This is a genomic window from Agrobacterium sp. 22-221-1 (assembly GCF_053522445.1).
Genome location: NZ_JBNWCL010000007.1, coordinates 22311 through 45782 on the forward strand (window position 1 = coordinate 22311; position 23472 = coordinate 45782).

Consider the following 23472-nt stretch of genomic DNA (forward strand, 5'->3'; position numbering starts at 1 on the left):
CGGCCTGGGTTTTAGCGGTCAGTCTGCGTCCTCAGCCATATCGGCTTCAGGGTACCTGCGACGCGGCGGAATGACGTCGGGATAATCGACCTGCATGAAATAGAGACCGTCCGGCGGTGCGACCGGGCCGCAGGCCTTGCGATCCCGCGCCTCCAGTGCGGCGCGCACATCCTCCGGCGTCATCGTGCCTTCGCCCGCCAGTTTCAGCGTGCCCGCGAAAGAGCGTATCTGGTTATGCAGGAAGCTCTGCGCGGTCGCACGTATCTCGATGAGATCGCCGGTGCGCGTCACATCCAGCCGGTCGAGCGTGCGTACCGGGCTGTTCGCCTGACAATGCACGGAGCGGAAGGTCGTGAAATCATGCCGGCCGACAAGCATCTGGGCGGCTTCATGCATGCGCTCATGGTCCATGTCCTTCGACACCCACCATGCCCGCTTGTGCTCCAGCGCCAGCCGGGCCTTGCGGCAGATGATGCGGTAGAGATAGTGCCGACGAAGGGCGGAAAACCGGGCGTCGAAATCCTCGGTCACGGAGGCGGTATCGAGGACGGCCACGGCTTCGCCCGCCATGGCGAGATGCGCATTGAGAGCGTTGCGAAGCTTGTAGGGCTCCCAGTCTCGGGAAAGATCGACGTGGACGACCTGCCCGACGGCATGCACGCCGGAATCGGTGCGGCCGGCGCCGCGAATGGAGACGCTCTCTCCCGTCAACGAGCGAACCGCAGCCTCCAGCGCACCCTGAACCGAGGGGCCGTTATCCTGTCTCTGCCAGCCATAATAAGGCGTGCCGTCATATTCGACGGTCATGCGGAAACGTGGCATCAGCCGAGCCTCGTTGTGGTCGGAACCGGTGTGCCGCGCACGAAATCGGCCGCCGACATCGGCTTACCGCCCGCCTTCTGAAGACGGGTGAGCCGCACGGCGCCGCTGCCGCAGGCAATGGTAAGGGCGTCATCGAGCGCCGCGCCCGCTTCTCCCATGCCGCTTGCCAGTTCGGAGGCCAGAACCTTCACGCGTTCCGCCTTGCCGCCGATGTCCATTTCCAGCCATGCGCCGGGAAACGGCGAAAGGCCGCGAATGTGATTATGCACGTCCTGCGCCGGCCTCGAAAAATCGATGCGGGTCTCGCCCTTGTCGATCTTCGCGGCATAGAGCACGCCTTCTTCCGCCTGCGTGACGAGCGGCAGGTCGCCGGATTCCAGCTTGTCCATAGCCTGCCGCATCAGCCGCGCGCCGGCCAGCATCAAGCTGTCGTGCAATTCTCCCGCGGTCATGTTCTCATCGATCGCGACCTTGGCGGTCAGCGCGACGGGGCCGGTATCGAGCCCCTTTTCCATTTTCATGACCATCATGCCGGTCTCGGCATCGCCGGCCATGATCGCCCGCTGAATGGGGGCAGCGCCGCGCCAGCGCGGCAGCAGCGAGGCATGGCCGTTATAACAGCCAAGGCGCGTGCCGCTGAGGATCGCTTCCGGCAGCAGCAGACCGTAAGCCACCACAACCGCGACATCGGCATTGAAATCCCGCAACTGCTGGCGGTCCTCCTCTGCCTTGAAGTTCACCGGCGTCAGCACAGGCAGGCCCAACAATTCGGCGGCCTGATGCACCGGTGACTTCTGCAGATCGAGGCCACGACGGCCGCCGGGGCGCGGCGGTTGGGTATAGACCGCAACGATCTCGTGGCCGGCCTCCACCAGTGCACGCAGGGTGGGAACGGAAAAATCCGGCGTACCCATAAAAATGATGCGAAGAGCCATCGTCGCCCCCTGCCCTGTCGTCCATTCCGGTCCAGAGAGGACCGATCAGATCTTTGCGCGGGCCGCTTTCGTGAATTTCTTGATGACCATGTCGCGCTTCAGCCGCGAAATATGGTCGATGAAGAGAACGCCGTTCAGGTGATCGATCTCATGCTGCAGGCAGGTGGCGAGCAGGCCATCCGCCTCGACCGTCTGCTGCTTGCCGTCACGGCCGACATATTGCACCGTGAGCGACGCGGGACGCTCGACCTCGGCGTAATAATCGGGGATGGAGAGGCAGCCCTCCTCATAGGTCGAGACATCGTCCGACACTTTGAGGATTTCCGGATTGATGAAGACGATCGGGGTCTTTTCCTCGCCTTCACGCGCAACGTCGATCACCAGCATGCGGCGCGCCACGCCGATCTGAATGGCGGCGAGGCCGATACCCGGCGCATCATACATGGTTTCCAGCATGTCGTCGGCAAGACGCAGCACCTCGGCATCCACCTTTTCGATGGGCTTCGATTGCTGGCGCAGCACGGGATCTGGCAAAATGATAAGCGGTTTGATGGTCATGGCTTCCCATAACGTATCTCTTGCGCGGAGGAAATAAAAAACACGAGGTTCAAACCGCCTCCGGCATCCGCCCCGCCCGACTCATTTCCGCCGCAGGAATGTTCTTGTTTTGATCTTCCGAATCACAAGAAACCTGCTAGATTTAATCATGAGCATCGATTTCTCCGTTCTCCTCGATCCCGCGCTACGGGCCGGCTCCGTCGACATCAGCTTCGGCGCGCTGCTCGCGGCCCTGGTTTTCGGTCTGGTCACCACCTGGCTGGTGACGGCGAGCCGTGGGAAAAAAGCGGGAGCCGACGGCGAAATCTCCGATCTCCTCAAAACACAGTCCGAACTGCATGGCCGCATTGCCGCCATGGCGGAAACGCTCGGCACCCGCCAGACCGAGATGAGCCAGACGCTGAACCAGCGCCTCGACGGCATGTCGCAGCGCCTTGGCGAAACACTGACGGAGCAGACCCGGTCGACGCATGAGAATCTGAGCCGCCTGCAGGAGCGCCTCGCGGTCATCGACGCCGCGCAGGGCAATATTCAGGATCTGGCCAAGGACGTCGTCGGGCTGCAGGCCATCCTTTCCAACAAGCAGACGCGCGGCGCCTTCGGACAGGCCCGCATGGAGACGCTGATTGCCGATGCGCTTCCGGCCGGGGCCTTCCAGTTGCAGCCGACGCTTTCGAACGGTTATCGGCCGGACTGCACCATCAAGATGCCCAACAATGCTCCGCCGCTCGTCATTGACGCCAAGTTTCCGCTGGAGGCATGGAACGCCATCAAGGCGGACGAAACACCCGAAACCAAACGCGCCGCCGTGCAGCAGTTCCGCCGCGATATGGAAGTGCATATTCGCGATGTGGCCGAGAAATACCTCATCCGCGGCGAGACGCAGGATACGGCCTTCATCTTCGTGCCGTCCGAATCGATCTTCGCCGATATCCACCAGCATTTCGAATATCTGGTGCAACGCGCCCACCGCGCCCGTGTCGTCATCGTTTCGCCATCGCTGCTGATGCTGTCGGTACAGGTCATCCAGTCCGTACTCAAGGATCAGCGCATGCGCGAGCAGGCACATCTCATTCAGGGTGAAGTTGCATTGCTCATGGACGATGTGCGGCGGCTGGACGACCGGACGCGCAAGCTGCAGGCCCATTTTGGATTGGCCCAAAAAGATATCGACATGATGCTGATCTCCTCCGACAAGGTGCTGGCGCGCGGCCAGAAAATCGAAGGTCTCGATTTTTCACCGACGGAAAAAGAGACTTCGCATGGGGAAATCGAGCAGGCTCGACGCTTTGCCGAGAACAGGGCGGGAACGGCAAAGTTGCGGGTGGTTGACGACGAGTGATCCGCTCGGGCAAAGTCGCCGCCTTGCTTGAATTCTATACGGATACGCCCTCCATGATTACTGTTTTCGGCTCCATCAACATGGACCTCGTCGCCACCGCCAAACGCCTGCCAAAGCCCGGTGAAACCGTGACGGGCGAGACCTTCTCCACGGCCGCCGGCGGCAAGGGAGCCAACCAGGCGTTGGCCGCACGGCGTGCGGGCGCCACGGTCAAGATGGCAGGAGCTGCGGGCGATGACACCTTTGCCGCGCCGGCGCTGACATTGCTGCGCGACGCCGGCACCGATCTCTCACTGGTGAAGACCACGCCCGGCCCTACGGGGACGGCAGTGATCCTTATCGGCGAAGGCGGGGAAAACATGATCTCGGTCATTCCCGCCGCCAATGGTGAAGTCTCCGCATCCGACGCCGCGAAAGCTTTGGCGGAAATGTCGGCGGGCGATATTTTGATGCTGCAGTTCGAGATACCCGCATCCGCTATCGAAGCGGCGCTGACGGCTGCGAAGGCAAAGCGCGTCACCACCGTCATCAATACTGCGCCACTGACCGCCGATGGGCCGCGCCTCGCAGGCCTTGCCGATATCGTCATCGCCAACGAAACCGAGTTCGAATTGTTGATCGGAAAGAACGGACTTTCCGGTTCTGAGCGGGAAAACGAACTGAAAGCCCTGCATGACAGCACCGGCCAGACATTGATCGTGACGCTTGGTGCCGATGGCGTGATCGCCATGCGCAACGGCAAGGTTTTCCGGGCTTCCGGCCTCAAGATCGAACCGGTCGATACGGTCGGTGCGGGCGACACCTTCTGCGGTTATCTCGCCGCGAGCCTCGATCAGGGTATGGATTTCGAAAGGGCGCTGAAGCGCGCCGCCGTCGCAGGTTCGCTCGCCTGCACCCGCGCCGGCGCCCAGCCTTCCATTCCGCTTGCTGCGGAAGTGGATGCGGCACTCTAAGGGATCAGTCGCTCAACGACGAATGAAGGTGAGATAGGCCGAGCTGCGGCCTTCTCTTTTCGCCTTGTTCTCATAGCGCGTGCCCGGCCAGTTGGCGTATGGCGTGCGCCAGTCATCAGCGCTCGCCGCCGTCCATTCGAAACCACCACGGCGGGCGCAATGCTGCAGCGTCCAGTTGACGTAGGTATCGATATCGGAAGCGAAGCAGAACTTTCCGCCGGGTTTCAGCACGCGATGGAAGCGGGCAAGGTTGACGTCTGAAACGAAACGACGCTTCCAGTGCTTCTTCTTCGGCCACGGGTCAGGATAGAGAAGGTCGATATGATCGATCGACCCCTCGGGCAGCCAGTCCAGCAATTGCGTCGCATCATCGTCGTAAAGGCGGATATTCATCAACTCGCGTTCGCGCACGGCGGCGAGCAGCTTGGCCATGGAATTAACGAAAGGTTCCACGCCGATGAAACCCGTCTCCGGGTTTTCAACCGCGCGGTGGGCGAGATGCTCGCCGCCGCCGAAACCGATCTCCAGACGGATCGACCGCACATCCGCGGGGAAAAGAGCAGCGAGATTTTGCGGCGGGGCGCTTTCCAGATCGATTTTCAGCAAAGGCAACAGGTTCTCGATTGTATCGACCTGCTGATTGCGCAGGGGCTTGCCCTTGCGTCTGCCAAAAAACGCTTCCGTCGCGCGCGAACGCCGTTCTTCCGTCATCTCATACTCTCAAGAACAAATAGACTTAACCCGCACAGCGCCACATGAGGCGCTGTGCGGGTTACAAAAGTTGGTGACGGTATCTCTCAATCGCCGTCAAATAACAAGCGCGATATCTGGTTGACGCATTTTCCGGACGTAAAACCGCTACGCAATTTTACTGGAAATGCTTCAAGCGCTCAAAGCTTCCTTGAGCGGCTTCACCAGGTCGAGCTTCTCCCAGGAGAAGGAGCCGTCACGGCCGGCCTTGCGGCCGAAATGGCCGTAGGAAGACGTCTTGGCGTAGATCGGCTTGTTGAGATCGAGATGACGGCGAATGCCCGACGGCGAAAGGTCCATGACCTTGCGGATCGCGGCCTCGACCTGGTCTTCGCTAACCTTGCCCGTGCCATGCAGATCGACATAGATCGACAGCGGCTGGGCGATGCCGATCGCGTAGGAAATCTGGATCGTGCAGCGCTCGGCAAGACCGGCAGCCACGACGTTCTTGGCGAGATAACGAGCGGCATAGGCGGCGGAACGGTCGACCTTGGTCGTGTCCTTGCCGGAGAATGCACCGCCGCCATGGGGCGCAGCGCCGCCATAGGTGTCAACGATGATCTTGCGACCCGTCAGGCCGGCATCACCATCGGGACCGCCGATGACGAACTTGCCGGTCGGGTTGATGTACCACTGGCAATCGTCAGCGATCTTCAGGTCGCCCAGAGCTTCGCGGATATAGGGCTCGACAACGGCGCGAACCTTCTTCGAATCCCAGCTTGCATCGAGATGCTGCGTGGACAGAACGATGGACACGGCCTCCGCCGCCTTGCCGTCGACGTAACGAACCGTAACCTGGCTCTTGGCGTCGGGGCCGAGCTTTGCCGCTTCGCCTTCGCCGCTTTTACGGGCGGTGGCGAGCAGCTGCAGGATACGGTGGGAATAATAGATGGGAGCCGGCATGAGGTCCGGCGTTTCCTTGCAGGCGTAACCGAACATGATGCCCTGGTCGCCGGCGCCCTCGTCGCCCTGCTTGTCGGAGGCGTTGTCCACGCCCTGCGCGATGTCTGCAGACTGCGGATGCAGGAGAACGTCGATCTTGGCGGTCTTCCAGTGGAAACCATCCTGCTCGTAGCCGATGTCGCGGATCGCCTTGCGGGCGGCGGACTTGAACTTCGACGGGTTGATGACCGGATGGCCAGCGGCGTCCTTGAGGACCTTGCCGTCCTTGTCCTTCTTCAGAAGCGTATCGGGAACCCGAACCTCACCGGCGATAACGACGCGGTTGGTCGTCGCAAGCGTTTCGCATGCGATGCGCACGGTCCAGGGATCAACGCCCGTCTTGGACGCTTCACGATAGATGAGATCCACGATTTCATCGGAAATACGATCACAAACCTTGTCCGGATGACCCTCGGCCACGGACTCGCTGGTGAACAGATAATTGGCACGCATGCGGGATTCCCCTCAAAGAACGGTCTTGGAGTTTGTTAGTCATTTCGGCCGTGAAAAACAAGGACACAACCACATAAATATATCTTTATGTGAGAATTCCTTTCTAATCGAGCACAAAAAAACGGTCCTTGCGGACCGTTGAGTGCCCGGCATCCCGTGCCGGAAATTTTCTGCGTCGCGCGGGCTGCGCTTACTCGGCGTCACCTTCGGCGGCGAGCGCCTTGACGAGATCGACGAGGCGGCGGCGAACCTTCGGATCGGCGATCTTCACGAAGGCGCGGTTCAGCTGCAGACCTTCAGCCGAGGACAGAAAGTCGACCACGTAATTGGAGCTCGACGCCTCTGCCATGCCGGGTGTGCCGCCAGCCTGATCGCCGGGTGCATCTTCGAAAAAAAAGGAAACGGGCACATTGAGGATCGCGGAAATATTCTGGAGGCGACTGGCGCCAACGCGGTTCGTGCCTTTTTCATATTTCTGGATTTGCTGAAAGGTAATTCCGAGACTTTCACCCAGCTTCTCCTGGCTCATTCCGAGCATGGTTCTGCGAAGGCGAATTCGGCTTCCGACATGAATGTCGATGGGGTTAGGCTTTTTCTTATTCTCGGTCATCATGCGGTCCTGACACTCGGAAAGGGTTGATATCTCGCTTCATTACTATTCGAAGAAATGAGTCGGCAATTCGACAGCGTCTAAACTTGTTTTACGACTGACGTATTCACTATGCAATTACAGGGGTTCCCGGTCAATTCTGGCGCCGAGCGAAACTCAAGGCGGGAAATACCGCAACGATCATCAAGATAGAAAAAATCAACCAGAAATACGTCCGATGTGTGTCGTAAGTAAATGCGTCGTTTGACCCACCACTCAAAGTGGCGTCAACAATTCCCACCCGACCGTAGTCGAGCCCCGCAATAATGCGGCCATAAGGGTCTATGACGGCGGAAATTCCGGTATTGGCACCGCGAATCACCGGCACGCCTGTCTCAACGGCCCGGACTCTCGCCTGCAGAAAATGCTGATAGGGGCCGGGCGTATCGCCGAACCAGCCATCATTGGTCACATTCAGGATGGCGGCCGAGCCGGCCAGCCCCGGCGTCATCTCACCCGGGAAAATGATCTCGTAACAGATGAGAGGATAGAAGGTCTTGCCTGAAGGAAGCGTGAGCGGCGTGCGCGAGGAAGCGGCGGAAAAGCCCCCCGGCAGGGCGATGACATTGTCGATGCCGAATTCCCGCAGGATGCCTTCAAAGGGAACATATTCGCCAAAGGGGGTCAGATGCACCTTGTCGGTCGCGCCGATGATCTCGCCCTGGCTGTCGATCGCATAGACCGAATTGTAATAACGCGGCGGGCGGCCTGCCCCCTGATCTTCCATTCTGACGGCGCCGGTGAACAGCACCTGCCCATCCTCCAGCGTTTTGGCGATTTCCGCCAGAGCATCCGGGTTTTGCGTCAGAATGAACGGCACGGAGGTTTCCGGCCAGACGATGATATCAGGGCGCTTTTTCCCTTCGCCGGGCGGCAGAGCAGAGAGCCGTAGATGCTCGCCAAAAATCTCCGCCCTGTCTGCGTTCAGCATCTTGCGTGACTGATCGATGGAAGGCTGCACGATCCGAACGGTCAGTGCGTCTGCGGGCAATTCCGCCGGCATCTGGAGACGGTAGAAGCCATAACCGAAATGGCCGGCCAGCAGCAGCCCTGCCAAGGCGAGACCCGGCCACATGCCTTTTTTCGTGCCTATCAGCGCCGGCGAGGCGAAGATGAAAACCGCAAGCGTCGTTATACTGAAAAGGCCAAGCAGATGTGCCGACTGCATCATGATCGGGATGGGCATGATGCCATAGCCGATGGCGTTCCAGGGAAAGCCGGTGGCCAGGAAGCTGCGCAGCCATTCCGAAAAGCCGAATGCGGCAGCAAGTGCAGCGATACGGCCGAGGCCCTCCGACCAGAGGAGATTGGCTGCGGCAACCGCAAAACCGTAGAACAACGCCAGAAAAGCGGGAAGGCCAAGAATGGCGAGCGGCAGCGCCCACGCGAATTCATCGGCCTCCAGCAGGAGAGCATTGCCAAGCCACCACAGGCCCGCGACGAAATAACCGAGCCCGAAACACCAGCCGATGCCGAAGGCCGGCAGGATGCGGCTGAAGAGGCCGCCGCCCGGCTTGCCGGTGCAGCCATCCACGAGCCAGACAAGCAGGGTGAAAGACAAAAACAGCGCCGCGAAAAAGCCGAATGGAGGCAAAGCGAGCGCCCCGACCGCACCTGCGGCAATCGCCATAACTGCGCGGCTCATGCCGCCGGCCAGCATTACCCTGCCTGCAAGACGCTCCATGCCATCTCCGTTTATCGCGTCCGGAAAAGCCCGCCGCCGGCAAGGCCGCGTCACGGAATTTCCCCTCAGACCCGACGTAAAGGAAAAAAGATTCGCAGTCCACAGGACGCATGGCGACCGAAGCGCCATGTGTTGTTTTCGACGCCGAACACGGGCATTCATACCTGTCGGATTGATATGTCGAAAGGTGGAAGCGACGGAGAAAACCCCGTCGACCTTCCTTAATCGGCGTTCTGCTGGTGCGTGATAAGGCGGACATCCGGCGCAGGCAGCGCAATCACCTCATTGGCGCCCGCTTCGCCCGGAGCGCGATCATCCTCACCTTCGGAACCGTGATCCCGGACGATACGAACGCCCTTGATACGCCTGCTGTCCGCATCGAGGATCTGGAACTCGAAACCGGGCACGGCCCGGACCACCTCGCCCTTGGCCGGAATGCGGCCGAGCGCGAAGAAGATGAGACCGCCGAGCGTATCGATTTCCTCCAGATGTTCACGAACATCGAATTCCGGCCCGATCGCCTCGGCAAGTTCGGTGAGTTCCGCGCGCGCATCCGCGACAAGCACATCGGCGGAAAGACGGGAGAACATCGCCTCGTCCTTGTCGTGCTCGTCATCGATGTCACCCACGACCATCTCGACGATATCCTCGTGGCTGACGAGACCGTCGGTGCCGCCATATTCATCGATCACCAGCGCAAGCTGGGTTCTCTGCGCCTGCATCGTCTTCAAAAGGTCGGAGGCCAGCATGGAGGGCGGTGCGAAAAGAATTTTGCGCACCAGCCCGGCAGCGGCGACCGTCTGCTCCAGATCGACACGTGCCAGGTCGAAATTCGGCCGCGGTGAACGCGGCGCCTTCACCTCACCATAAGCGACGCTTCGCGAACCGGCCCGGCGTTTGTTGCGGGCCTGCTTGGCGACATAGGCCAGCAGATCGCGAATATGGATCATGCCCCTCGGATTATCCAGCGTCTCGTCATAGACCGGCATGCGGGAACGCCCGGTTTCCTCGAAGAGGATCAGCGCATCGCCAATCGTCATATTCTCATCGAGACCGTCGATATCCACACGCGGGATCATGATATCTTCGACTCGAATCTCGCGGAAACGCAGGATATTGTTCAGCATCGCCCGTTCTTCAGGCGAAAAGGCCGCACCGATTTCGGTGTCGTCCATCAGCGCGTCGGTCAAATCCTCGCGCAGGCGCTCGCCCTGTGACGGTTTCAGCAACCGCGCGATACGCGACCAGATCGTCGATCTCGGCTTTGCAGTGAAGTCTTGACGTAAGTGACTACTGCCCTCCTCCGAAGAGGACTGCTCGCCGTTTTCTCTGCCCTCACTGGCAGGTCGTGCAGAATGTTCGTTCATGGCTCCAGACAATATTTAAAGCGGTTCCTGACCCGCGTAAGGATCAGATAGGCCAAGCACCGCCAAAATGCGAGTCTCAAGCGACTCCATTTCTTCCGCTTCTTCCTCGTCCATGTGGTCGTAACCGAACAAATGCAGGAACCCATGAACGAGCAGATGGGTCAGATGATCCCCGAAACTCTTCTCAAGTTCAAGGGCCTCGCGTTCAACCGTCTCGCGCGCGATGACGATATCGCCCAGCATCGGGCCCGGCATTCCGCCCGGCTCCAGCGGAAAAGCCGGGAAAGACAGGACATTGGTTGCCTTGTCCTTGTCGCGCCACTCAGCGTTGATTTCGCGAATATTTTCGTCGTCGGTGAAGACCAGCGACAGTTCCACCGGCATTTTCGGGAAGGGTTGGTCCTCTTCCCGCTTCAGGAAATCGACCGCCGCATCCAGCACCGTGGTGGCAAAAGCAGCCAAGTCCTCTTCCGAGGACCAGCCTTCGGCCTCGACGCTGATTTGAATATCCAGAGCTGTCATTGCTTTACGTCAGCTGCCCTTCACGAGGCTTTCATCCGGCACGGCCGTGTGGGATTCGTAAGCCCGGACGATACGCGCCACCATTGGATGACGAACGACATCGACATCCTTGAAGCGCACGACGGACACGCCTTCGACATCGCCAAGGATTTGCAGGGCCTCGACAAGACCGGATTTCACGCCGCGCGGCAAATCCACCTGGCTCGGGTCGCCGGTCACGATCATGCGGCCGTTCTCGCCAAGGCGGGTCAGGAACATCTTCATCTGCATGGTCGTGGTATTCTGGGCTTCGTCCAGAATGACGGCGGCATTGGCAAGCGTGCGGCCACGCATGAAGGCCAGCGGCGCGATTTCGATGACGCCCGCCTGAATGGCGCGTTCCACCTTGTCGCCCGGCATCATGTCATAAAGCGCGTCATAAAGCGGACGCAGATAAGGATCGACCTTTTCCTTCATGTCGCCCGGCAGGAAGCCCAGACGCTCACCCGCTTCGACGGCGGGGCGCGACAGGATGATGCGGTCAACCGCGCCGCGCTCCAGAAGCTGCGCCGCATGAGCGACGGCAAGATAGGTCTTTCCGGTGCCGGCGGGGCCGACGCCGAAAACCAGTTCGGACTGTTCCAGTGCCCGCATGTAGACGTCCTGCGTCGGCGTGCGGGCAGCGATGGTCTTCTTGCGTGTGGAAATCTGCGCCATGGAAATCTTCGCCTTGCGTTCCATCGTCGGCAAGGTCAGCTGGTCGTCTGCGGCCATGGCCATGCGGATCGCGCCTTCGACATCGGAAACCTCGGCGGTTCCGCCCTTGAGCAGCCGTTCATAAAGGAAATCCAGCGCCCGACGGGCCTGATTGGTGGCAACGACATCGCCAGTGATGGCAACGGAATTGCCGCGCGGGCGAGCGTCGATATTGAGGCGCTGTTCCAGAAGCTTCAGGTTCTGATCGAACTGACCGAATAGCTCTCCCGCTATCCTGTTATTCTCGAACGTGAGGACGAAGTGATTGGCGTCGGTCGCGGCTTGGCGTGGCTGGCGCGATGAATTTGATACCAATTCGTGTGCGTTCAAGCGGTCAGGCTCCTGTCCCAATCAGTGTCGGCTCCTCACTCTAACTCCCTGCCACCTCGGCAAACAAGCTGTTTGGACCCGTTGCGGTGATTCGTACATTAACAATGTCACCGATTTTCAAAGTCTTTGCATCAAGATTCACGGATTGCAGCCATGGAGAGCGACCTATCAACTGCTCAGGCATGCGGCCAGGCTTTTCCAGCAGCACATCCATGGTTTTTCCGACCAGCGATTCCGCAAATTCCTTCTGCTGCCGCAGCAACAGGGCCTGCAATCTTTCCAGTCGCTCAGCCTTCACCTCTTCCGCAACCTGATCGGTGAGATCGGCTCCCGGCGTGCCGGGACGGGTGGAATATTTGAACGAGAAGGCCTGCGCATATTTCACCGTCTCGACCATCGCCATCGTATCTTCGAAATCGCGATCCGTCTCACCAGGGAAACCGACAATAAAGTCTCCCGACATGGCAATATCAGGGCGGGCGGCGCGGATTTTTTCGATAAGCTGGATATATTCCTCACCCGTATGTCGACGGTTCATCGCTTTCAGAATGCGGTCCGAACCGGACTGCACCGGCAGATGCAGATAGGGCATCAGGATGCGCAGATCGCGATGCGCGCCGATCAGGCGCTCGTCCATGTCGCGCGGATGGCTGGTGGTGTAACGAAGCCGTGCGAGGCCGGGAATTTCCGCCAGCCGGTAAAGCAGTTCGGCCAGACCCCATTTCTCGCCCTTCGGGCCTTCGCCCTGCCAGGCATTGACGTTTTGGCCCAGCAGCGTGATCTCGCGCACGCCGGCATCGACGAGCTTCATCGCCTCATCGACGATCTGGCGCACGGGGCGGGAGACTTCCGAACCGCGCGTATAGGGCACGACACAGAAGGTACAGAACTTGTCGCAACCTTCCTGCACCGTCAGAAACGCTGTTACGCCGCGCGTGCGCAGCGTCGCCTTTTCGGCCACGGGCAGGTGCTCGAACTTGTCTTCGACCGCATATTCGGTTTCGATGACACGCTCGCCGCCGCGCACCCGCTTCAGGGCGTCCGGCAGACGATGATAGGTCTGCGGGCCGATGACGACATCGACGGCGGGCGCACGGCGAAGGATTTCCTCGCCTTCCGCCTGCGCAACGCAGCCGGCAACGCCGATCATGAATTCGCGACCCTGCTCTTCGCGCGATTTTTTCATGTCGCGCAGGCGGCCAAGCGCCGAATAGACCTTTTCAGCCGCCTTTTCGCGGATATGACAGGTGTTCAGCAGAACCAGATCCGCCTCGCCCATATCCTCCGTCTGAACGTAACCGTCCTTCGCCAGCGCATCGCTCATACGGACGGAATCGTAGACGTTCATCTGACAGCCGTAGGTCTTGATGAAGACCTTTCTGCTGTTCGAACCCTCGCGGGCGATCATGGGTGGGGCGTCAAGGCCAAGCGTTTCCTGGGTCATGGCGGCTATCTAGTGTTTTTCACGGCCAGATTAAACAGAAAAATGCCGGGAAAACTACGATCTCGCTAATTCCGCCACCCGCCGCGCAGGCTGAAGGCCAGCATGGAGCGGATGGAGGCGGCGATATCGGTCGCCAGGCGCTTGCGGTTATCCGTGCTGTGAAACGGAACGCTGTCACCGAATGTCACGTCGACATCGATGGCGCCGGCCCTGATGATGCCGAGCAGATGCGGCACGAGCGTGATGCTGCCCGGCCAGGCGGCGATGACGCGATGATAGCGCCCCATGGCCATGCCCTGCACCCTAGTATAGGCGATGGCGACCGGCTGCACATAAACCAGCTTGCCCGGCACCTGTTCAGCGGCGGTGGAGGCCGCGCCGAACAGCGAGGATTTGACGGCAAGCATGCGGTTGCCGTCCGAGGTGGTGCCTTCGGGAAACAAAACGACGATCTCGCCATCGGCCATGCGGCTGGCGATCTCGCTCACCTGCGCGCCGGTGCTGCGCTTCTGCTCACGCTGAACGAAGATGCTTTTCTGCAAGCGGGCGAGCCAACCGAAAACCGGCCAGTCCCGCACTTCCGTCTTGGCGATGAACACCACGTCGGCAATGCTGCCCAAAACGAGGATGTCCTTCCACGAGGCGTGATTGACCGCCAGCATCAGCGGCTTCGCCCGCTCCACATCGCCATGCACATGCACACGGATGCCGAGAACATGGCAGGCGATGCGATGCCAGATGCGCGGAATGCGGCGGCGAAGCCGCCAGTCGAAGGCAAGGCCCAATAGTTGCAGCGGCAGCAATATGAGCGTGACGATCAGAAGAACGACCGCGATATAGGCTGTCCGGAGCCACATCATGATTGGAACGCCCGTCTGCTCACCGGCGTCTCAGTGTTCGCCGGGCTTCAACGGCACGCCGTAAAGTTCCAGCCGGTGATCCACGAGCTTGAAGCCGTGTTCCCGGGCGATCTTTTCCTGAAGGGCCTCGATCTCGGCCGAATGAAATTCGATGACCACGCCGTTCTTCAGGTCGATCAGGTGATCGTGATGTTCTTCGGGCACGGTCTCGTAGCGCGAACGGCCGTCGCGAAAATCGTGACGCTCGATGATGCCGGCATCCTCGAACAGCTTCACCGTTCTGTAGACGGTGGAAATCGAGATGCGCGGATCCACGGCGGAGGAACGGCGGTAAAGCTCCTCGACATCGGGATGGTCGGCTGACTCCTGAAGGACGCGGGCGATGACACGGCGTTGATCCGTCATCCGCATGCCGCGTTCGGCACAAAGCTCCTCCAGCGTTTTCGAAAGGTCTGTCACGTCTTCTGGCCTTTTGAGAATTCCGGTTTGCGGCTTTCGCCGAAAAAATGCCTGTCGCAGGGAACTAGCGAAGATCGCGGCGCATGACAAGCGCCGTCGACTTCGTTCCATCCTTTGCGGTGTAATAGGCCTTGCGTTCCGCGACGGTTTTGAAGCCTAGCTTCCTGTAAAGCCCCAGCGCGGAGGCATTATTATTATCCACCTCAAGAAACATGGTTTCGGCGCCGCGCATCATCGCCTCGCGGATGGCCGACTGCATCAGACGCCAGCCGAGACCGGCGCGTGCAAACTTGTCGGCCACGGCAACGGTCAGGATTTCCGCTTCGCCCGCCACTTCCCGCGCCAGCACGAAACCACCGAGCGGCTTGCTGAAAAAGGCGTTGGTCTGGCGTGCGACAGCACCGAAAACAGCCCCTTGCGTCAGCAGCCCGGAAAACTCCCCGTCGTTCCAAGGGCGCGGAAAGCGCAGCGCATGCAGCTCCGCCACCGCGGCGCAATCCTCATGCTGCATCGGCACGATCTCGAAATAGGGCTTCCAGCTCAGGTATTCGTCAAACATAGCAAGAATCGGGCATCACAGGAATCATTCGCACAGGCTGACGAATGCCCTATCAGGCAACGCCCTGACGTGCCAGCGCAAAACCGGTTTGCGGCCGGGCATCCGGCCCGCGCAGATAAAGCGGCGCGGGTTTCGGCTGGCCAGCCGGCTTGCGCGCAGCAGCACGCGCGACCGAGGCAATCGGGAAGTGATCCGGTCCCGAACCCGCCTCCAACCCCGCCAAAAGCGGTGCGGCTGAACCGATGACAACGCCATCGAAACCAGTAGTGACCGTTTTGGCGTCGTCCAGAGACAGAAGTGCAGCTTCGCGGAGCGGCGATCCATCCGCACCGAATGTCTGGAGATAGGCTTCGCCGCGTTTGGCATCCAGCCCGACGGCCACGGGCTGACCGGGATTTGCAAGCAGATGATGAAGCGCCAGCGTTTCAAGCGTGGTAACGCCCACGGCCTCGACGCCGAGCGACAGGGCAAAACCGCGCGCGGCGGCGACCCCGACGCGGATACCGGTGAAAGACCCCGGCCCGATGGTCACGGCGATACGCCCGACATTCTGGAGCAAGAGTTGCGCCTGCTCCAGAGCACCGTCGACCACCGCCATCAACCTTTCGGCATGGCCCTTGCCGATCGTTTCGCATACCTCGCCGAGCACCCTGTCGGAGGCGCTGTCATAAACGCAGGCGGAACAATCCACACCTGAGGTGTCGAGTGCGAGAACAATCATGATGGCCTGGCTTGCGCTTTTATACCGCTTCGACTTCGCGCACTTCCGGCACGAAATGGCGAAGCAGATTCTGAACGCCATGCTTCAGCGTGGCGGTGGAGGACGGGCAACCCGAGCAGGCGCCCTTCATGTTCAGGAACACGGTACCATCGCGGAAACCGCGGAAGGTGATGTCGCCGCCATCCTGCGCCACAGCGGGGCGGACGCGGGTTTCCAGCAGTTCCTTGATGGTGGCGACGATGGTTTCGTCACCTTCTTCGAAGAACTCGCCTTCCTCATCCGAGACTTCGGCAGCGATTGCCGTGCCCATGATTGGGCGGCCGGACATGAAATGTTCCATGATGGAGCCCAGAATGGCGGGCTTCAGATGCTGCCATTCCGCGCCGTCCTTGGTGACGGTGATGAAATCGAAACCGAAATAAACGCCGGTCACGCCCGGAATGGTGAAGAGGCGTTCCGCCAGTGGCGAAGCCTGCGCCTGCGACGGGTTGAGAAACTCAGCCGTACCGCTTTCCAGCACCACTTTGCCCGGCAGGAACTTCAGCGTCGTCGGGTTCGGCGTGGCTTCCGTCTGAATGAACATCGTCTTCTCCTTCGAGGTCGCCGTTCACGCCCCGCAATTTAGAACTTTTCCAAAAAATACGCCCGGCGAAGCTTCACTTCAAGCCCTGACATGATAATTACATTCAAGAAATCGTCAGCCCCTAAATCTTGTCCGGGACCCGGATCAGCAGAGCGCGTCGATTTCCTCATCCGACAATGTATCCGGCAGCACGGTGACAGGAATGGGGAAAGCCGCCCCTCGCCCGGCGATGGAGGAAACAAGCGGTCCCGGCCCTTCCTTCGTCGAGCCAGCCGCGAGCACCAGAATGGCTATATCGCGGTCTTCCTCGATCAGCCCGTGAATCTGCTCGGTGGCACTGCCTTCGCGGATCACCGCTTCCGGCTCGATGCCGATGGTCTCGCGCACCTTCTGGGCGATCTTGGCAAGCGTGGCTTCCGCCTCCTCACGCGCCTCGGCCCGCATGATCTGTTCGACACCCAGCCATTGCTGGAAATCGCCTTCCGGGATCATGTAGAGCAGCACCAGTCCGCCATTGGAGTTCTTGGCGCGACGACCGGCATAGTGCACGGCCCTTTCGCATTCCGGTGTGTCATCGATAACAGCGAGAAATTTGCGACGATGCCCTTCCAGACGCGATAGCCGTTTTGAAACCATTCCGCACTCCCTCAATCCGCCGTGATCCGAGAAACCGCCCGACGGTTCGGGCGGAGATTATATCAAATCACGGCAGGCGCAAACCGCCCGCCGCATTCGCGCAGCAGCGACCTGTCAGCGCAGGAAGCCGATGATGTCGCGCACCTCGTTCATCGTCTTTTCGGCGATCGCGCGAGCCCGCTCGCCGCCCTGTTTGAGGATGGCGTCGATATGGGTCGGGTCATCGAGAAGGCGGCGCATCTCGTTGTTGACGGGGGCCAGAACATTGACGGCAAGCTCGACGAGGGCCGGCTTGAAGGCCGAGAACTGCTGTCCGCCGAATTCGGAAAGAACATCCGCCTTGGTCCTGTCGGACAGCGCGGCATAGATGCCGACGAGGTTTTCGGCCTCGGGACGGCCCTTCAGGCCCTCCACTTCGCTCGGCAGCGCGTCCGGGTCGGTCTTCGCCTTCTTGATCTTCTTCGAGATCGCGTCGACATCATCCATCAGGTTGATGCGCGACAGATCGGAAGGATCGGACTTCGACATTTTCTTGGTGCCGTCCTTGAGCGACATCACGCGCGGCGCCGGGCCGCCGATCAACGGCTCCACCATCGGAAAATAGGCGTGCACCGGCTCATCGCCCACGGTGATATCGAGCCCGAGACCGGCCTTGCGGATATGATCGCCGAAATCGATATTGAATTTCTGGGCGATATCGCGGGCAAGTTCCAGATGCTGCTTCTGGTCGTCACCGACGGGAACATGCGTGGCGCGATAGACGAGAATGTCGGCGGCCATCAGGCTCGGATAGGCGAGCAGGCCGAGCGACACCTGCTCGGCATTCTTGCCGGACTTGTCCTTGAACTGCGTCATGCGCTCCATCCAGCCGATGCGCGCCACGCAGTTGAACACCCATGCCAGTTCCGCATGCTGCGGCACGGCCGACTGGTTGAAGACGATATGTTTTACGGGATCGATGCCCGCGGCGATGAAGGCGGCCGCAATCGAGCGGGTCTGCGCCTTCAGGTCCGTATGAACGAGCTGCGCGGTGATGGCATGCATGTCGACGACGCAATAGATGCAGTCGTTATCTTCCTGCAAAGCCACGAATTTGCGGATAGCGCCGAGATAATTGCCAAGATGCAGATTGCCGGTCGGCTGGACACCCGAGAAAACCAGCGGCTTGAATGCGTTCATTGTCGTCCTCGAAAAGGCTTGTGGAGGGCCCCGCCCCATGGTTGGAATTGCACGCGCGCTTATGCACCCGCAGCCCCCAGCAATCAAGCGGTTTCAGGGCATGTCAGCCGCGCGGTTCCAGAAGATCCCAGCGATTGCCATAAGGGTCTACAAAGACCGCAACGGAGCCGTAAACCTCGTGGCGCGGTTCTTCCAGAAAGCGCACGCCGCGGGCGAGCATGGTCTCGTAATCGCGTTGAAAATTGTCAGTGTGCAGGAAAAACCCGACACGGCCGCCCGTCTGGTTGCCGATGGCAAGCCTCTGCGGCTCACCATCCGCCTGGGCAAGCAGCAGGGCACCGCCATCGCTGCCTTCAGGTTTCACCACCAGCCATCGCTTGCCATCACCAAGCGGCTGATCGGACAGGCACTCGAACCCGAGAACATTGCAATAAAACGCTTTTGCCCGATCGTAGTTATCCACGACAAGCGTAACAAGCGCGATGCGGCGTTTTTCGGCAAAGGACATCAGCCCGCCTCCGTTTCGACGTTCTTTTTGCCGCGCTTGCGGATGGCTCGTTTGACCATGCCGATATCGGCACCGCCGGAAACGAAAGCGAGCACGAAATAAACCAGCATGGCTGCGAAAACGAGAGCCATGATGGTGCCCGCACGCACGAAAATGGACGAGGCGGAAGACAGTTCGAAAGTCAGCCAGGTCAGCGCATAATGCACGAAACCTGCCATCAAGGCCGCAGCCAGCAGCAAACGCGGAATGCGGGTGAGCAGCGGAATATCCACATGCCAGTGACCGCGCCACAGGAGCATGCCGAACAGCAGGGCGGCATTCACCCAGCCGGCGGTGATTTCGGCAATGGCGATGCCCGGGCCTCCGAGACGCGGAAACAACGTCAGCGCCAGGGAGACGTTCACGACGACGGAAATCGCTGCGAAGATCATTGGCGTGCGGGTATCCTCGCGGGCGAAAAAGCCCGGAATGAAGGCCTTGATCAACACGAAAGCCGGCAGACCAAGACCATAGATACCGAGGATTTGCGCGACGGTGATGGTGGCCGAAGGCGAAAAGTTGCCGCGTTCATAAAGAAAACGAACGATAGGTTCCGCCATGACGAGAAGTGCTGCGGCAGCCGGCAATGTCAGGAACAGCACGAATTCGACCGAGCGGTTCTGCAGGCTTCCCGCCTCCACCATATGCCCGCCGCGCAAAGCCCGCGCCAGCTCCGGCAGAAGCACGGTTGCCACCGCAATGCCGACGACACCGAGCGGCAGCTGGTAAATGCGGTCCGCATAGGCAAGCGAGGAGATCACGCCTTCGCCGGCAGAGGCGATATTGGTGTTGATCAGCAGATTGATCTGGGTGATGCCGCCGGTAATCGCTGCCGGCAGGGCAAGAACCAGAAGGCGCTGCACATTCTTTGTCAGCCGGGGCCTGCGGAAACCGATGCGCATGCCGGCATTGCGCACGGCGATCCAGACGATGGCAAGCTGCACCAGGCCCGCCGCCATCACGCCCCAGGAGAGCGCATAACCTACCTGAAGCGGATCGTAATTTTTCCACCAGGCCAAAGCGAGTACGCCGATGAGGATGATGTTGAGGAAAACGGGAGCAATTGCGGCTGCGAAATAACGATGCAGCGAGTTCAGCATGCCGCCCATCATTGCCGCCAGAGACATGCAGGCGAGATAGGGGAACATGATGGTGGCGAGATGGACGGTGTTTTCGAATTTCACCGGGTCTTCCAGAAAGCCCGGCGCGATCACCGTGCGCACGATGAACGGCATCGACAGTTCCATCAGGATCGTCAGAGCCAGAAGCACGGTGAACAGGACGCCGAAGACTTCCTCGGAAAAGCGCCTTGCGCCCTCCATGCCGTTCGCCTCGATTTCCTTGGCGAAAAGCGGCACGAAAGCCGAGTTGAACGCACCTTCGGCAAACAGCCGCCGGAAGGTATTGGGGAAACGGAAAGCGGCGTTGAAGGCGTCAGCCACCGGGCCGGTGCCGACGGCGGCGGCCATCAGGGTTTCGCGCAGGAAGCCGAAGATGCGGCTGCCGAGCGTGGCCGTGCCGACGGTGGCGAACTTGCCGATCAGACTCATGGTCGCTTCAAGCCTTTGCCGTGCGCGCGGCCGGCAGGGCCGCCACGTCTGGGTGGGCGATGATGCCGTTCGGCATACGGTCTCGCAATTCGTCTTCCTGCTCGCTCATCACCGCCTTCAGGCGCGTGGCGATGCTGGCCTGCCGGTTGTCATTCGTCACCTTCTGGCCGAAGAGATCCGTCACATAGAAGGTATCGATGACCTTTTCACCGAAGGTGGTGATGCGGGCGGAGTGAATATCGAGCGACAGGTCGGCGATCACAGCCGTCATATCCGCCAGAAGCCCCGGCCGGTCGAGGCATTCCACTTCGATGACGGTGAACTTGTTCGACAGCCCGTTGGAAATGATGACGGAGGGCGGAATGGTGAAGGCGCTCTTCTTCTTGCGGCTTTTGGTGCGCGTGGCGATCATTTCCGGCAGGCGCTGCTTGCCGGACAGGACCTCCTCGATGAGCTTGCCGACATTGTTGCCGCGCCGCGTCTCGTCCTCATCGATCGGAAATTCGCGGTTGATCAGGATCGTATCCAGCGCCCGCCCATCGGACGTCGTGAAAATCTGCGCATCGGCGATATTGGCGCCGGCCGCCGCACAGGCGCCGGTGATGATGGACAGCAGGCGCGGATGGTCCGGCGCCAGGACGGTAATTTCCGTGATGGCATGGAAGGAATGGGTGCGCACCATGGTCGACAGCGCTTTTTCCTGCTTGTCGGCCTCACGGATGAAGCGGGTGTGGCGCACCTGGTCTTCGAGCGCCACCGTCAGCAGATAAGGTTCATAATGCAGCTTGGTATATTTGCGCCGCGCCTTCTGGCCCCAATCGTCGAGTGCGTCGTAAAGCGCCTGCCGGGCGATCTGCGCGCGCTCCTTGCGGGAGACTTCCGAGAAGCCGCCCGAGAGCAGCAGTTCGGTCTCGTAATAAAGCGAACGCAGCAGCTGTCCCTTCCAGCCGTTCCACACACCCGGGCCAACGGCGCGGATATCGCAGACCGTGAGGATAAGCAGCATCTTCAGCCGCTCCATGGACTGCACCTTGTCGGCGAAATCGGTAATGGTCTTGCGGTCGTGCAGATCGCGCGTCTGGGCGACCATGGACATCAAGAGATGCTGCTCGATCAGCCAGACCACCGTTTCGGTCTGCTTGCCGGTGAGGCGAAAACGCTGGCAGAGCTTGCGGGCGACACGCGCGCCGGCAATCGAGTGGTCCTCCTGCCGGCCCTTTGCCACATCGTGCAACAGCACGGCGACATAAAGCGCCTCGCGTTCCTCGACGCTCGGCATCAGCTGGTTGGCGAGCGGGTGGGCATCGACGGCCGTTCCCTTGTCCACTTCCGACAGCACGCCGACGGAGCGGATCAGATGCTCATCCACCGTATAGTGATGATACATGTTGAACTGCATCATCGCGACGATCTTGCCGAATTCGGGGATGAACTTGCCGAGAACGCCGGCCTCGTTCATGCGGCGCAGCGTCAGCGCCGGATCGCGCCGCGACGTCAGGATCGACAGGAAAAGCCGGTTTGCCTCTTCGTTTTCCCGCAGCTCGTCATTGATGAGCGACAGCGAGCGGGTGACGACACGCAGCGCATCGGGATGCAGTTCGAGATTGTTGATATCGGCAATGTGGAACAGCCGGATCAGATTGACCGGGTCGTTCTTGAAGACGTCCGGCTTGGCGAGCGCAATACGGCCGCGATCCTCGACGAATTCCACCGAGCCGGGAATCTTGCGAACACGATGGGCGAAGCGGCTGAGAACGCCGGAAAGACCCGGCACGTCCTTCGCCTGCCGATCTTCAAGGGCGGCGCAGACGATGCGGGTCAGATCGCCGACATCCTTCGCCACGAGGAAATAATGCTTCATGAAGCGCTCGACGGCGGAAAGGCCGGGGCGCGGCTGATACCCCAGCGCATCGGCGATTTCGCGCTGAATGTCGAAGGAAAGGCGCTCTTCGGCCTTGTTGGTGATGAAATGCATCTGGCAACGGACGGCCCAGAGAAAATCATCGGCCTTTTCGAACAGCCTGAGTTCGCGCCGCGACAGGACGCCGAGCTTCACCAGATCGGCCGTATCGCGGACGTGATAATAATATTTGGCGATCCAGAACAGCGTGTGCAGGTCGCGCAACCCGCCCTTGCCTTCCTTGACGTTCGGCTCCACCAGATAACGGGTGTCACCCGCCTTGCGGTGGCGCTGGTCGCGCTCGGCGAGCTTTGCGGCGATGAATTCCGGGCCGGTACCGGTGACGACTTCCGACTCGAAGCGTTTTTCGAGATCATCGGTCAGGGATTTTTTGCCGCAGATCGCCCGCACTTCCAGAATGGCGGTGCGGATCGTCATATCGGATTTGGAGAGGCGGATGCATTCATCCACCGTGCGGGTGGCGTGGCCGACCTTGAAACCGAGATCCCAGAGGAGGTAGAGCACGAACTCCACGGCCTTATGCATGTCAGGTGTGTTCTTGGCCGGCAGCAGGAACAGGAGGTCGATGTCCGATCCGGGCGCGAGCGTGCCACGACCATAACCGCCGACTGCGGCAACCGCGATCTGCGGCGTATCTTTCGGATAGACATATTGGCAGGCGAGATCGTAGAGGATTTCGATCAGCCGATCCTGAAGCCAGGAGATGCGTCTGGCGCAATCGATGCCGCTGCCATCGGCTTTTAATAATTCTCTAGCCTTTTCCCGGCCTTCCGTGCTGGCCTTGCGAAAGATCGGCAGCAGATCGGAGCGAATATCGGCAATGCGTTTGCCGTCTTCCTTGAAGATGATGTCGCATTCGCGCTTTAGCGCCGATACATCGAGAATGTCGGAAAAATCCAGGTCCTTGATGGCCATCTATGCCGGTATCCATGTCCTGTGGGAAATCCCACCACTTGCGATGGGAGTGTCCT

At 60.2% G+C, this 23472-nt stretch carries 23 protein-coding genes; 2 read left to right on the forward strand and 21 right to left on the reverse strand.

All coding sequences use genetic code 11. The features are described 5' to 3' along the window. Positions 1–18: 18 nt before the first annotated feature. From truA to def, 3 genes are read right to left on the reverse strand one after another with little or no spacing between them, the layout of a single operon-like run. Positions 19–822, reverse strand: coding sequence for a tRNA pseudouridine(38-40) synthase TruA (gene truA / locus ACQZ5N_RS12380; protein ID WP_080852738.1), 804 nt, complete (start codon positions 820–822; stop codon positions 19–21). After that, the gene (fmt, locus tag ACQZ5N_RS12385; RefSeq protein ID WP_080852739.1) at positions 822–1757 is read right to left on the reverse strand and encodes a methionyl-tRNA formyltransferase; all 936 of its coding nucleotides are present in this window, start codon (positions 1755–1757) and stop codon (positions 822–824) included. Before fmt ends, truA begins: the two co-directional genes overlap by 1 nt. A 45-nt stretch (positions 1758–1802) precedes the next feature. Then, entirely contained in the window at positions 1803–2315 is a 513-nt protein-coding gene (gene def / locus ACQZ5N_RS12390) for a peptide deformylase (RefSeq protein ID WP_003503724.1), read from the reverse strand. Between the two features lie 148 nt (positions 2316–2463). Between def and ACQZ5N_RS12395 the strand changes: the two genes are divergently transcribed. Beyond that, the gene (locus ACQZ5N_RS12395) at positions 2464–3657 is read left to right on the forward strand and encodes a DNA recombination protein RmuC (protein ID WP_162935936.1); all 1194 of its coding nucleotides are present in this window, start codon (positions 2464–2466) and stop codon (positions 3655–3657) included. A gap of 53 nt (positions 3658–3710) precedes the next feature. Then, on the forward strand, positions 3711–4610 hold the full coding sequence (locus tag ACQZ5N_RS12400; RefSeq protein WP_448733052.1) for a ribokinase: 900 nt from the start codon (positions 3711–3713) through the stop codon (positions 4608–4610). Positions 4611–4622: 12 nt separating this feature from the next. Here ACQZ5N_RS12400 and trmB read toward each other — a convergent pair whose 3' ends face one another. From trmB to ACQZ5N_RS12490, 18 genes are all read right to left on the reverse strand, one after another. Beyond that, positions 4623–5321 (reverse strand): tRNA (guanosine(46)-N7)-methyltransferase TrmB, encoded by a 699-nt coding sequence (gene trmB / locus ACQZ5N_RS12405; protein ID WP_448733053.1) that lies wholly within the window; start codon positions 5319–5321, stop codon positions 4623–4625. Positions 5322–5492: 171 nt separating this feature from the next. Further along, a complete protein-coding gene (gene metK / locus ACQZ5N_RS12410) occupies positions 5493–6755 on the reverse strand; it encodes a methionine adenosyltransferase (protein ID WP_003520054.1) in 1263 nt (420 codons plus the stop codon). 190 nt (positions 6756–6945) lie between these two features. Further along, positions 6946–7365: a helix-turn-helix domain-containing protein gene (locus ACQZ5N_RS12415; RefSeq protein WP_003520055.1), complete on the reverse strand. Its 420-nt coding sequence runs from the start codon at positions 7363–7365 to the stop codon at positions 6946–6948. 133 nt (positions 7366–7498) lie between these two features. Beyond that, positions 7499–9088: an apolipoprotein N-acyltransferase gene (lnt, locus tag ACQZ5N_RS12420; protein ID WP_448733054.1), complete on the reverse strand. Its 1590-nt coding sequence runs from the start codon at positions 9086–9088 to the stop codon at positions 7499–7501. 221 nt (positions 9089–9309) lie between these two features. Then, positions 9310–10455, reverse strand: coding sequence for a hemolysin family protein (locus ACQZ5N_RS12425; protein WP_448733055.1), 1146 nt, complete (start codon positions 10453–10455; stop codon positions 9310–9312). 15 nt (positions 10456–10470) lie between these two features. After that, on the reverse strand, positions 10471–10977 hold the full coding sequence (gene ybeY / locus ACQZ5N_RS12430; protein WP_448733056.1) for an rRNA maturation RNase YbeY: 507 nt from the start codon (positions 10975–10977) through the stop codon (positions 10471–10473). A gap of 9 nt (positions 10978–10986) precedes the next feature. Beyond that, positions 10987–12042 carry a PhoH family protein gene (locus ACQZ5N_RS12435; RefSeq protein WP_020812441.1) on the reverse strand — a complete coding sequence of 352 codons (1056 nt, stop codon included), beginning with the start codon at positions 12040–12042 and terminating at the stop codon, positions 10987–10989. 40 nt (positions 12043–12082) lie between these two features. Continuing rightward, complete coding sequence (gene miaB / locus ACQZ5N_RS12440) at positions 12083–13486, reverse strand: tRNA (N6-isopentenyl adenosine(37)-C2)-methylthiotransferase MiaB (protein ID WP_065654573.1); 1404 nt, start codon at positions 13484–13486, stop codon at positions 12083–12085. A 65-nt stretch (positions 13487–13551) separates the two neighbouring features. Then, positions 13552–14346, reverse strand: coding sequence for a lyso-ornithine lipid O-acyltransferase (olsA, locus tag ACQZ5N_RS12445; protein ID WP_174035507.1), 795 nt, complete (start codon positions 14344–14346; stop codon positions 13552–13554). A 30-nt stretch (positions 14347–14376) separates the two neighbouring features. Beyond that, positions 14377–14805, reverse strand: coding sequence for a Fur family transcriptional regulator (locus ACQZ5N_RS12450; RefSeq protein WP_003503749.1), 429 nt, complete (start codon positions 14803–14805; stop codon positions 14377–14379). A 64-nt stretch (positions 14806–14869) separates the two neighbouring features. After that, positions 14870–15364, reverse strand: coding sequence for a GNAT family N-acetyltransferase (locus tag ACQZ5N_RS12455; protein WP_059759360.1), 495 nt, complete (start codon positions 15362–15364; stop codon positions 14870–14872). Positions 15365–15416: 52 nt separating this feature from the next. Continuing rightward, the gene (tsaB, locus tag ACQZ5N_RS12460; RefSeq protein WP_448733057.1) at positions 15417–16085 is read right to left on the reverse strand and encodes a tRNA (adenosine(37)-N6)-threonylcarbamoyltransferase complex dimerization subunit type 1 TsaB; all 669 of its coding nucleotides are present in this window, start codon (positions 16083–16085) and stop codon (positions 15417–15419) included. A 19-nt stretch (positions 16086–16104) separates the two neighbouring features. Beyond that, a complete protein-coding gene (locus tag ACQZ5N_RS12465) occupies positions 16105–16668 on the reverse strand; it encodes a NifU family protein (protein WP_059759355.1) in 564 nt (187 codons plus the stop codon). Positions 16669–16812: 144 nt separating this feature from the next. Further along, positions 16813–17304 carry a universal stress protein gene (locus ACQZ5N_RS12470; RefSeq protein WP_003503758.1) on the reverse strand — a complete coding sequence of 164 codons (492 nt, stop codon included), beginning with the start codon at positions 17302–17304 and terminating at the stop codon, positions 16813–16815. 114 nt (positions 17305–17418) lie between these two features. After that, the gene (gene trpS / locus ACQZ5N_RS12475; protein WP_448733058.1) at positions 17419–18483 is read right to left on the reverse strand and encodes a tryptophan--tRNA ligase; all 1065 of its coding nucleotides are present in this window, start codon (positions 18481–18483) and stop codon (positions 17419–17421) included. 103 nt (positions 18484–18586) lie between these two features. After that, positions 18587–18991 (reverse strand): VOC family protein, encoded by a 405-nt coding sequence (locus ACQZ5N_RS12480; RefSeq protein WP_448733059.1) that lies wholly within the window; start codon positions 18989–18991, stop codon positions 18587–18589. Next, positions 18991–20580 carry a murein biosynthesis integral membrane protein MurJ gene (murJ, locus tag ACQZ5N_RS12485; RefSeq protein WP_448733060.1) on the reverse strand — a complete coding sequence of 530 codons (1590 nt, stop codon included), beginning with the start codon at positions 20578–20580 and terminating at the stop codon, positions 18991–18993. The genes ACQZ5N_RS12480 and murJ overlap by 1 nt, the downstream gene beginning before the upstream one ends. Positions 20581–20587: 7 nt before the next feature. After that, positions 20588–23416, reverse strand: coding sequence for a [protein-PII] uridylyltransferase (locus ACQZ5N_RS12490; protein WP_448733061.1), 2829 nt, complete (start codon positions 23414–23416; stop codon positions 20588–20590). Positions 23417–23472 lie beyond the last annotated feature (56 nt).